The organism is Actinomadura geliboluensis (genome assembly GCF_005889745.1).
Classification (GTDB): domain Bacteria; phylum Actinomycetota; class Actinomycetes; order Streptosporangiales; family Streptosporangiaceae; genus Spirillospora; species Spirillospora geliboluensis.
The window spans coordinates 1-11,233 of record NZ_VCKZ01000302.1; the positions used below are offsets into that span (position 1 = coordinate 1).

Here is an 11,233-nt window from a genome sequence, read left to right on the forward strand (position 1 = left end):
CATTCCTTTCAAGCCACAACAGCGGCAAACAACCATCAGCCACACCCCGTCGCCCTGGGCATCCAGAGCGACTCACTCCAGACAAAACGATCTTAGGGACCGACCATGACCGCACCGCTCGACCCGGGCGCGCTCAGCCCGGACCAGGCCAGGGCGCTGTTCCGGGCCGGCCTGCGCGTCCCCACCTCCGGCTGGTGCGCCGGCTGGACGCAGGCGAACCTGATCACCGTGCCCCGCGCGGACGCCTACGACCTGCTGCTGTTCGCGCAGCGCAACCCCAAGCCGTGCCCGGTGCTCGACGTCACCGAGCCCGGCGCGACCTCGTCCGGGCTGTTCGCCGGCGACCTGCGCACCGACCTGCCCGGCTACGTCGTCTACGAGCACGGCGAACCGGTCGCCGAGGTCGCCGACGTGACCGGGTACTGGCGCGACGACCTCGTGTCGTTCCTCATCGGCTGCAGCTTCACCTTCGAGGACGCGCTCCGCGAGGCGGGCGTCCCCGTCCGGCACATCGAGCAGAACCGGAACGTCCCGATGTACCGGACGAACCGGATGTGCCGCCGCGCCGGCGATTTCGGCGGCCCGCTCGTCGTCTCGATGCGCCCGGTCCCGGCCGCGCAGGTCGCCGACGCCGTCCGGGTGACGGCGCGGTACCCGTCCGTCCACGGCGCTCCCGTGCACGTGGGCGACCCGGTCGAACTCGGCATCGACGACCTGGACGCGCCCGACTTCGGCGACCCGGTCGAGATCCGGGTGGACGAGATCCCGGTGTTCTGGGCGTGCGGCGTGACCCCGCAGGCGGCGGTGATGGCGTCCCGTCCCAAGCTCGCCATCGGGCACGCGCCCGGCCACATGGCGATCACCGACGCCCGCGACACCCGGTACCTCGTGCCCTGAGCCGTACCCGGTGCCCTGAACCCGGCATAGGCTTCCCCCATGCCCGAGACCGTCGCCCCGGGCGACCGCCTGGGGGAGCGCTACCGCCTCGACCGCCCCGTCGGCGCCGGCGGCATGGCGACCGTCTGGCGCGCGGTCGACCTGGTGCTCGACCGCGCCGTCGCCGTCAAGGTGCCCAACGAGGGCTGGCCCGAGGAGTTCACGCGGCGGCTCCGCCAGGAGGCGAAGGCCGCCGCGGGCCTCACCCACCCCAGCATCACGGGCGTCTACGACTACGGCGAGCACGAGACCGGCCCCGGGGGCTCCGGGGCTTCGCCCGCGCGCGACCGCATCCCGTACGTGGTCATGGAGTTGCTGGACGGGGAGACCCTGGCGGCGCGGCTGGCCCGCGGCCCGCTGCCCTGGCGGGAGGCCGCCGGGATCTGCGCGCGCGTCGCCGACGCGCTGGCCGCCGCCCACGCCGCCGGCGTCGTCCACCGCGACATCAAGCCCGCGAACGTGTTCCTCACGCCGGTCGGCGTGAAGGTCCTCGACTTCGGCATCGCGTTCACCGGCCCGTCCACGGCGGGCGGCCCGGTCCTCGGCACGCCCGCCTACGTCGCCCCCGAACTCCTGCGCGGGGCCGCCCCGACCTCGGCCGCCGACATCTACTCGCTGGGCATCGTGCTCAATGAGTGCCTGCGCGGCGCCGCCGAGATCCCCGGGCAGGTCGCCGCGCTGGCGCGCGACTGCCTCGGCGACGACCCCGAGGCCCGTCCCGGCGCGCGGGAGGCGGCGTACGTCCTGGCCGCGGCGTCGGGCGTCCAGCTGGCGCAGGTCCCGGAGGCGCCGCCGCCGTCCCCGCCCGGTGACACCGTGCCCCGGCAGCCGACGCGGGTCCTGGACGAACCGCCGCCCGCCGACCCTCCGGCCGGGTCGTCCGCGCGCAGGCCGCTCATCGTCGCCGGGGCCCTGGCGGGCGGGATCGCCCTGCTCGCCGCGCTGCTGGCGGCCCTCGCGCCCGACTCGTCCCGCGACTCCGCCGCGTCGCCGTCCGCGGGCCCGCCGTCCCGCCCGGCGGCCGCCGCGTGCGCGGTGTCCTACCGGGTGGACGGCACCTGGCCGCAGGGCTTCCAGGCGACCGTGCGCATCACGAACCTGGGGGACGGCGCCATCGACGGCTGGCGGCTCGGCTTCGCGTTCCCCGACGGCCAGGCGATCACGCAGCTGTGGAACGGCAGCCAGGTGCAGGACGGCCCGTCCGTCACCGTGACGGCGGCGGACTGGAACCGCTCGATCCCGCCGGACGGCACGGCCGAGTTCGGGTTCATCGGCCGCCAGGACGGCGCGAACGCGGCGCCCACCCGGTTCACCCTCAACGGCGGCGAGTGCGCCGGCTGAGCGGTGATCATGGGAGCGCTCCCAGAATGTTCCCGCAGGTCAGCCCGGATCCCGCCGAATTGAGGCCCGGCGACCTATTGTGTGCGTCCCGGTCGAGGGCTTAGCATCCCGGCAATCGAAGCGCTTCGACAGATCGACGCCCGACTCGGCAAGGACCCGGACGCCACCGGCATCCGTCCCACCCCCCCGGAGGAACCCATGTTCAAGGCAGGCAGGAGCGCGGCGGTGCTCGTCGCCCTTGCCGCGGCGGCGCTGTCGCTCACCGCGTGCGGCGGTGACGACGACGGCGGCTCCGGCGGCAAGGAGCTGAAGCTCTGGCACTACGAGTCCCCGGACAGCGCCATGGGCAAGGCCTGGAACGAGGCCATCAAGGAGTTCGAGGCCACCCACCCCGGCGTCAAGGTGACGTTCGAGGAGAAGGGCTTCGAGCAGATCCAGAAGACCGCGCCGATGGTCCTGAACTCCAAGGACGCCCCGGACCTCATGGAGTACAACAAGGGCAACGCGACCGCGGGCCTCCTCTCCAAGCAGGGCCTGCTCACCGACCTCACGTCCGAGGTCGCCAAGCGCGGCTGGGACAAGCTGGTCAGCCCCAACGTCCAGGTCACCGCCAAGTACGACGCCAAGGGCACGATGGGCGGCGACAAGTGGTTCGGCGTGCCCAACTACGCCGAGTATGTCCAGGTCTACTACAACAAGGACCTGTTCAAGAAGAACGGCGTCGAGATCCCGACGACGTACGCCGAGCTCACCGCCGCGATGGACAAGTTCGTCGCCAAGGGCGTCACCCCGCTGACCAACGCGGGCGCCGAGTACATGGCGCACCAGTTCGTCTACCAGCTCGCCCTGGACAAGGCCGACAAGAGCTGGGTGGACGCCTACCAGCGCTACACCGGCAAGGTCGACTTCCACGACGCCGCCTGGACCGCCGGAGCCACCACCTTCGCCGACTGGGTGAAGAAGGGCTACATCGCCAAGAACTCCGTCAGCCTCAAGGCCGAGGACGCGGGCGTCGCCTTCATGAGCGGCAAGTTCCCGATGATGTTCTCCGGCAGCTGGTGGTTCGGCCGGGTCGCCGCCGAGTCCAAGTTCGACTGGGAGACCGCCGTGTGGCCCGGCGCCAAGCTGACGCTCGGCTCCGGCGGCAACCTGTGGGTCGTCCCGAAGGGCTCGAAGAACAAGCAGCTCGCCTACGACTTCATCGACATCACGATGAAGAAGAAGGTGCAGAACCTCCTCGGCAACGCGGGCGGCATCCCGGTCGCGGCCGACCCGTCCGCGATCACCGAGCCGAAGGCCAAGAAGCTCATCGACGACTTCAACGGCCTCGCGCAGTCCGACGGCCTCGCCTACTACCCGGACTGGCCCGTCGCCGGCTTCTACGACGTGTGGGTGTCGCAGACGCAGAAGCTCATGAACGGCGAGTCGCCGAGCAAGGCCCTGGACGGCGTCCAGAAGTCCTACGAGGACGGCCTGCCGAAGTGACGGCGCAGGGCCGCGGCCGGTCGCGGGAGCAGCTGGGCTACCTGCCCTACCTGCTCCCCGGCCTGCTCCTCTTCACCGCCGTCATCGGCGTGCCGTTCCTGATGAACATCGGGACGAGCTTCACCGAGTGGACGGGCGTCGGCACCCCGAAATGGGTCGGGCTCGCCAACTACCGGGAGCTGGTCCAGGACGCCGACTTCTGGGCGTCCTTCGGGCACAACGCGCTGGTCATCCTCGGGATGGCGGTCGTCCCGACGCTGATCGGGCTGGTGCTGGCCTCGGCCCTGACCGACCTGATCGACCGGCACTTCGGCGCCCGGACCGCGAGCGTCCTGCGCGCGTGCGTCTACCTGCCGCAGGTGCTGCCGATCGTCATCGCGGGCGTCGTGTGGAGCTGGCTGCTCGCCCCCGAGAACGGCGCGGTGAACGCGCTGCTGGACGCGGTCGGCCTCGGCTCCCTCGCGCACGACTGGCTGGGCGACCCGGCGACCGCGCTGTGGAGCGTCCTCGGCGTGATGGTGTGGATCCAGATCGGGTTCCCGCTGGTCATCTTCATGTCGGGGCTGCAGCGGGTCGACCCGTCGCTGTACGAGGCGGCGGAGATCGACGGCGCCACCTGGCTGCGCCGGTTCTGGCACATCACGATCCCGCAGATCCGGCCGGAGATCTTCGTGGTCCTGCTCTGGACGACGATCGCCGCGCTGAAGGCGTTCTCGCAGATCTTCGTCCTCACCAAGGGCGGCCCGGGCGGCGCGACCAACGTGCCCGCGTACTACTCGTGGGTCCACTTCTTCGAGAAGTCGGAGGTGGGCTACGGCTCGGCGATCGCGACCGTCCTCACCCTGGTCATCGTCGCTCTGACCGTCGTCTTCCTGCGCATGCAGTCACGTGAACTCGGGGAAGCCCGATGACCGCAGCGAAGCGAGGATCTTCGGGCTCCCAGGCCCACGGGGGTCTGGGGGTCGCCCCCCAGAAAGGTAGAGAACGGTGACGGCGACGACCTTGACCGAGAAGGCCGGGGCGCCGCCTCGGCGGGCCCGGGACACGGCGCACCGCCGCCGCAGAGGGCCGTCCGCCTACGCGGTGCTGGTGGCGCTGAGCGCTTTCGCCGGCATCATGCTGATCCCGTTCGTCGTGGTGGTCTTCAATGCGCTGAAGACGCCGCAGGAGTACTCCTCGTCGGGGCCGCTGTCGCCGCCGGACGGCATCAACCTGGACGCCGTCCGCGCGTTCTGGGAGCGCACCGACTTCGGGAACGTCCTGCTCAACAGCGTGCTGATCAGCGGTTCCGTCGCCGTCCTCGCCGTCCTGCTGTCGGTGCTGAACGCCTACGCGCTCGGCATCGGCCGCATCAAGGGCCGGATGTGGGTCCTGGTCCTGCTCCTCATGGCGAACACGGTGCCGCAGGAGGCGCTCGTCTACCCGCTGTACTACCTGTCCAAGCAGGTCGGCCTGTACGACACCAAGCTCAGCGTGATCATCGTGTTCACGGTGATCCAGGCGGCGTTCGGCACCTACCTGCTGTCGTCGGTGCTGTCGGCGTTCCCGCGCCCGCTGCTGGAGGCCGCCCGGATCGACGGCGCGGGCCGCTGGCAGATCCTCTGGCGCGTGGTCGTCCCGGTGGTGCGCCCGACCCTGTCGGTGCTGCTCGTCTTCTTCTTCGTGTGGACCTGGAACGAGTTCCTGATCCCCATGACCTTCCTGATCTCCAACGAGAACCAGACGGTCTCGGTCGCGCTCGGCGTGCTGCAGGGGCAGCGCCTCATGGACGCCACCATGTCCAGCGCCGCGTCGCTGCTCGGCCTCCTCCCGACCGTCGTCTTCTTCCTCATCTTCCAGCGCACTCTCTCGCGCGGACTGACAGCGGGGGCAATCAAGTCATGAAGTTCAGTGACGGCTACTGGATGATGCGCGAGGGTGTGCAGGCGTTTCATCCGGTGGAGGTCCTCGACGTGGACGCGGGGGCGGACTCCTTCACGGTGTACGCGCCCGTGCAGAAGATCCGGCACCGGGGGGATCTGCTCAAGGGGCCGGTGGTGACGGTGACCTGCGAGGCGCCGATGCCGGACGTCATCGGGGTCACGCTCACCCATTTCGCGGGGGAGCGGCGGCGCGGGCCGGAGTTCGAGCTGGCCATCGCGCCGGGCGGTGAGGTCGCGGTCGGCGAGGAGGCGGCGACGCTGACGTCCGGGGCGCTGTCGGTGCGGGTCGGGCGCGGCGAGGGCTGGCGGGTCGACTTCCTCGCGGACGGGCGCCGGCTGACCGGCAGCGCGCCCAAGGCGCAGGCCGTCATCGACACTGACGACGGGCGGCATTACGTCCGGGAGCAGCTGGACCTCGGCGTCGACCATTTCGTCTACGGGCTCGGTGAGCGGTTCGGGCCGCTGGTGAAGAACGGCCAGTCGGTGGACGTGTGGAACGCCGACGGCGGGACGGCCAGCGAGCAGGCGTACAAGAACGTGCCGTTCTACCTGACGAACGCGGGATACGGCGTCTTCGTCGACCATCCGGGGCGCGTCTCGTTCGAGGTGGCGTCGGAGGCGGTCGCGCGGACGCAGTTCAGCGTCGAGGGCCAGTCGATGCGGTACTTCGTCATCTACGGGCCGTCGCCGAAGGAGATCCTGCGCAAGTACACCGCGCTGACCGGGCGGCCCGCGCGGCTGCCGGAATGGTCGTTCGGGCTGTGGCTGTCGACGTCGTTCACCACGTCCTATGACGAGGAGACCGTCTCGTCGTTCATCGACGGGATGGCGGAGCGCGACCTGCCGCTCAGCGTGTTCCATTTCGACTGCTTCTGGATGCGCGAGTTCCAGTGGTGCGACTTCGAGTGGGATCCGCGCGTCTTCCCCGACCCGCCGGGCATGCTGCGCCGGCTGCGGGACCGGGGTCTGCGGATCTGCGTGTGGATCAACCCCTACATCGGCCAGCGCTCGCCGCTGTTCGAGGAGGGCCGGTCGCGGGGCTACCTGCTCATGCGCCCCGACGGGGACGTGTGGCAGTGGGACAAGTGGCAGCCCGGCCTGGCGGTGGTCGACTTCACCAATCCCGAGGCGCGGGAATGGTACGCGGGCAAGCTCGAAGCGCTCATGGACATGGGCGTCGACTGCTTCAAGACCGACTTCGGGGAGCGCATCCCGACCGATGTCGTCTACCACGACGGCTCGGACCCGGAACGGGCGCACAACTACTACACCTATCTGTACAACCAGACCGTTTTCGATCTGCTCCGCAAGAAGCGGGGCGAGGGCGAGGCGGTGGTGTTCGCCCGGTCCGCGACGGTCGGCGGGCAGCAGTTCCCGGTGCACTGGGGCGGCGACTGCGAGTCGACGTTCGAGGCGATGGGGGAGAGCCTGCGCGGCGGTCTGTCCCTGGGCGCGTCGGGGTTCGGCTACTGGAGCCACGACATCGGCGGCTTCGAGGGGACGCCCGATCCGGCGCTGTTCAAGCGGTGGATCGCGTTCGGGATGCTGTCGTCGCACAGCCGCCTGCACGGCAGCCACTCCTACCGGGTGCCGTGGCTGTTCGACGAGGAGTCGGTGGACGTCCTGCGCGACTTCACCCGGTTGAAGATGCGGCTGATGCCGTACCTGGCCGGCGCCGCGCGGCAGGCGTCGGGGGAGGGCCTGCCGATGATGCGGGCGATGGTGCTGGAGTTCCCCGACGACCCCGCCTGCACGCACCTGGAGCGCCAGTACATGCTCGGCGACGACCTGCTCGTGGCGCCGGTGTTCTCGTCCGACGGTGACGTCTCCTACTACGTGCCGGGGGGTGTGTGGACGCACTACCTGACGGGTGAACGGGTCGAAGGCGGCCGGTGGGTCCGCGAGCACCACGGCTTCGACAGCGTGCCGCTGCTCGTCCGGCCGGGTGCGGTCATCCCGGAGGGCGCGGTGCAGGACCGTCCCGACTACGACCACGCGGACGGCGTCACGCTGCGCGTCTACGAGCCGTCCGACGGGACCACGGTCACCCAGGTAGGCGACGCCACCTTCACCACGGTGAAAAACGGTGAAAACGTGCGCGTGACCGGCGAGGGAGCCTGGAACGTCCTTCTCGTCAACGCACGCGTAGCGGCCGTGGAGGGCGGCGAGTCTTCCGACCATCCGCACGGTGTTCTCATCAAGGCGACCGGTGACGAGCTGGTCATCACTCTGGCAGAGGAGAGCTGATGGGGTTCCCGCAAGGGTTCCTGTGGGGCGCGGCCACCGCCGCCTACCAGATCGAAGGGGCGGCCCGGGAGGACGGCCGGGCGCCGTCCATCTGGGACACCTTCAGCCGCACGCCGGGCAAGGTGCTCGACGGCGACACCGGTGACGTGGCCACCGACCACTACCACCGGTGGGAGGAGGACATCGCGACGATGGCCGCCCTCGGCATCGGCGCCTACCGGTTCTCGATCTCCTGGTCGCGCGTGCTGCCGGACGGCACGCCCAACCAGAAGGGCCTCGACTTCTACTCCCGCCTGGTCGACGAGCTGCTCCGGCACGACATCGCCCCCGTCGCGACGCTCTACCACTGGGACCTGCCGCAGCACCTGGAGGACGCGGGCGGCTGGCCCGAGCGCGACACGGCCCGCCGGTTCGGCGACTACGCCGAGCGGATCGGGCGCGTCCTCGGCGACCGCGTCCACACCTGGACGACGCTGAACGAGCCGTGGTGCTCGGCGTTCCTCGGCTACGCGTCCGGCGTGCACGCCCCGGGCCGCACCGACCCGGTGGCCGCGCTCGCCGCCGCCCACCACCTCAACCTCGCGCACGGCCTCGCGGTGCGGGCGCTGCGCGGGGTGACCCCGCCGTCGGCGCGGCACTCGGTGACGCTCAACCTGCACCACCTGCGCGGCGACGCGGAGGCCGTCCGGCAGGTGGACGCGGTCTCCAACCGCGTGTTCCTGGACCCGATGCTGGGCAGGGGCTACCCCGCCGACCTGCTGGACGACACGTCCTCCCTGACCGACTGGAGCTTCGTCCGCGACGGGGACGAGGCCGTCATCGCCGCGCCCCTGGACGTCCTCGGCGTGAACTACTACTCGCCCACCCTCGTCCGGGTGTGGGACGGGACGTCCCCGCGCGCACACGCGGACGGCCACCGCCAGGGCGCGGCGTCGCCGTTCGTCGGCTGCGACCGCGTCGAGTTCGCCGAGCAGCCCGGCCCGTACACGGCGATGGGCTGGCCGATCGACGCGAACGGCATGGAGGAGCTGCTGCTGCGGCTCCACCGCGAGTACCCCGACATCCCGCTGATGGTCACCGAGAACGGCGCCGCGTTCGAGGACACGGTGGAGGACGGCCGGGTCCGCGACGAGCGGCGCATCGCCTACCTGGACGACCACATCGCCGCCGTGGAGCGCGCCTGCGCGGCCGGCGCCGACGTGCGCGGCTACTTCGCCTGGTCGCTGCTCGACAACTTCGAATGGGCGTACGGCTACTCCAAGCGGTTCGGCCTCGTCCGCGTCGACTACCCGACCGGCGCGCGCACCTGGAAGGACAGCGCGCACTGGTACCGGGACACGATCGCGACGCACCGCGGGAGCGCCTGACGATGGAGCGGGAGCGCCCGATGGCGGGACGGGCGGGGGCGGCCGTCGCGGCGCTGGCCCTCGCCGCGTTCTGCTTCGGCACGACCGAGAACCTCCCGATCGGGCTGCTCCCGCTCATCGCCGACGACCTGGACGTCTCCGCCTCCGCCGTCGGCCTGCTCGTCACCGGCTACGGGATCGTGGTCGCGGTCGTGTCCGTCCCGCTCGTCAAGCTGACGGTCCGGGTGGGCCGCCGCCCGCTGCTGACCGGCGTGATGGCGCTGTTCATCGCGATGAGCTTCGCGGCGGCGGCCGCGCCCGGCTACGGCGCGCTGTTCGGCACCCGGCTGGTGACCGCGCTCGGGCAGGCGGTGTTCTGGCCGGTCGCCGTGGTCGCCGCCGCCGGGCTGATGCCGCCGGAGGCGCGGGGCCGGGCGGGCGCCTACGTGTTCGCGGGCGGGTCGATGGCGATCGTCCTCGGCGTCCCCGCCGGGACGTGGCTCGGCCGGGCCATCGGGTGGCGCGCGTCGTTCGCCGCGCTCGGCGTGCTGTGCCTGGTGTCCCTGGTCGCGATCGCCGTCCTGCTGCCGGGCGGGAGGGCGACCGGCCGCGACCCCGTCCCGGCGTCCGCACCGGACGCTCGGCGCTTCCGGCTGCTGGTCGTCACGATCATGCTGCTGATCGGCGGGTTCTTCACCGCCTTCACCTACATCACCGAGTTCCTGACGCGGGTGAGCGGCTTCTCCGGCGCCGCCATCAGCCCGCTGCTGCTGGTGAACGGCGTCGCCGACATCGCCGGAGTCGTCATCGCCGGGATCGTGGTGGACCGCGGCCCGCGCGCGCTGGCCGCCGGGTCCGCCGCGGTGCTGGCGATCGCCATGCTCGGCCTGTTCGCGTTCGGCACGGCGGCCGTCCCGGCCGTGGCCATGCTGATCCTGCTGGGCATCGGGATCCCCGGTGCCGCGACGGCCTTCCAGGCCCGCGTCATGGAGTCGGCACCGGGCGATACGGACATCGCCTCGGCGTGGACGTCCTCCGCGTTCAACGTCGGGATCGCCGGCGGCGCCCTGCTCGGCGGCGCGCTGCTGCCGCTGACGGGCGTGCGCGGGACGCCGCTCGCCGGCGCGGCGGTGGCCGCCGCCGCCCTCGCGGTGATCGTGCTGGACCGGCCGCCGCGCGCTCGCGCTCCGGCCCTTCCCGGCACGGCTAGCATCGTTCGCACTCTGCACCCCTCCGAGGACGACGGGACGGTCCGTGGTCAAGATCACTGATGTGGCGCGGCACGCGGGCGTGTCGCCGAGCACGGTCTCCTACGTGCTGAGCGGGAAGCGCTCGATCTCCGAGGAGACCCGGCGGCGCGTCCGGGAGAGCATCCGCGAGCTCGGCTACCGGCCGCACGCGGGCGCCCGCGCGCTCGCCAGCAGCCGCTCCAACGTGCTCGCGCTGATGATCCCGCTGCGCTCCGGCATCGCGGTGCCGGTCGTCATGCAGTTCGCCGTGTCGGTGGTGACCGCGGCGCGGCGGCACGACCACGACGTCCTGCTGCTCACCCAGGAGGAGGGCGAGGACGGCCTGCGCCGCGTCGCCGACAGCGCGCTCGTCGACGCGCTGATCGTCATGGACGTGCAGATGAAGGACCCGCGCCTGCCGCTGCTGCGCTCGCTGGACCGGCCGAGCGTGCTCATCGGCTTCCCCGCCGACGCCGAGGACCTGACCTGCATCGACCTCGACTTCCACGCCGCCGGCGCGGTCTGCGTCGAGCACCTGGCCGAGCTCGGCCACCGGGAGATCGCGCTGATCGGGTCGCCGCCCGAGGTGTACGAGCGGCAGACCCAGACCGTGCCGCGCGTCCCGGTCTATCAGCACCGTTCGCAGCGGTCCCGCCGTCCGGCGCGCGAGATGCGCGGCGGCCAGCGCTCCGCTGGCTCCGCCACCGGTGATCGCCACCGTCCGCAT

Annotated in this window: 9 protein-coding genes; all 9 read left to right on the top strand. The window is 71.5% G+C overall.

The features are described 5' to 3' along the window. The first annotated feature begins 105 nt into the window (after nucleotides 1-105). Complete coding sequence (locus ETD96_RS31725) at nucleotides 106-897, top strand: putative hydro-lyase (protein WP_138640172.1); 792 nt, start codon at nucleotides 106-108, stop codon at nucleotides 895-897. A gap of 39 nt (nucleotides 898-936) precedes the next feature. After that, complete coding sequence (locus ETD96_RS31730; RefSeq protein WP_138640173.1) at nucleotides 937-2,277, top strand: protein kinase domain-containing protein; 1,341 nt, start codon at nucleotides 937-939, stop codon at nucleotides 2,275-2,277. Nucleotides 2,278-2,475: 198 nt separating this feature from the next. Beyond that, on the top strand, nucleotides 2,476-3,762 hold the full coding sequence (locus tag ETD96_RS31735; protein ID WP_138640174.1) for an ABC transporter substrate-binding protein: 1,287 nt from the start codon (nucleotides 2,476-2,478) through the stop codon (nucleotides 3,760-3,762). Beyond that, nucleotides 3,759-4,673 carry a carbohydrate ABC transporter permease gene (locus tag ETD96_RS31740; RefSeq protein WP_240808368.1) on the top strand — a complete coding sequence of 305 codons (915 nt, stop codon included), beginning with the start codon at nucleotides 3,759-3,761 and terminating at the stop codon, nucleotides 4,671-4,673. The genes ETD96_RS31735 and ETD96_RS31740 overlap by 4 nt, the downstream gene beginning before the upstream one ends. 76 nt (nucleotides 4,674-4,749) lie before the next feature. Beyond that, on the top strand, nucleotides 4,750-5,646 hold the full coding sequence (locus ETD96_RS31745; RefSeq protein ID WP_240808369.1) for a carbohydrate ABC transporter permease: 897 nt from the start codon (nucleotides 4,750-4,752) through the stop codon (nucleotides 5,644-5,646). After that, nucleotides 5,643-7,931, top strand: coding sequence for an alpha-xylosidase (gene yicI, locus ETD96_RS31750; protein WP_138640175.1), 2,289 nt, complete (start codon nucleotides 5,643-5,645; stop codon nucleotides 7,929-7,931). Before ETD96_RS31745 ends, yicI begins: the two co-directional genes overlap by 4 nt. Further along, a complete protein-coding gene (locus ETD96_RS31755) occupies nucleotides 7,931-9,298 on the top strand; it encodes a GH1 family beta-glucosidase (RefSeq protein WP_138640176.1) in 1,368 nt (455 codons plus the stop codon). Before yicI ends, ETD96_RS31755 begins: the two co-directional genes overlap by 1 nt. A gap of 2 nt (nucleotides 9,299-9,300) precedes the next feature. Further along, nucleotides 9,301-10,548: an MFS transporter gene (locus ETD96_RS31760; RefSeq protein WP_138640177.1), complete on the top strand. Its 1,248-nt coding sequence runs from the start codon at nucleotides 9,301-9,303 to the stop codon at nucleotides 10,546-10,548. Continuing rightward, on the top strand, nucleotides 10,532-11,233 hold a 702-nt coding region (locus ETD96_RS31765), incomplete at its 3' end, for a LacI family DNA-binding transcriptional regulator (RefSeq protein WP_138640178.1). The genes ETD96_RS31760 and ETD96_RS31765, both read left to right, overlap by 17 nt.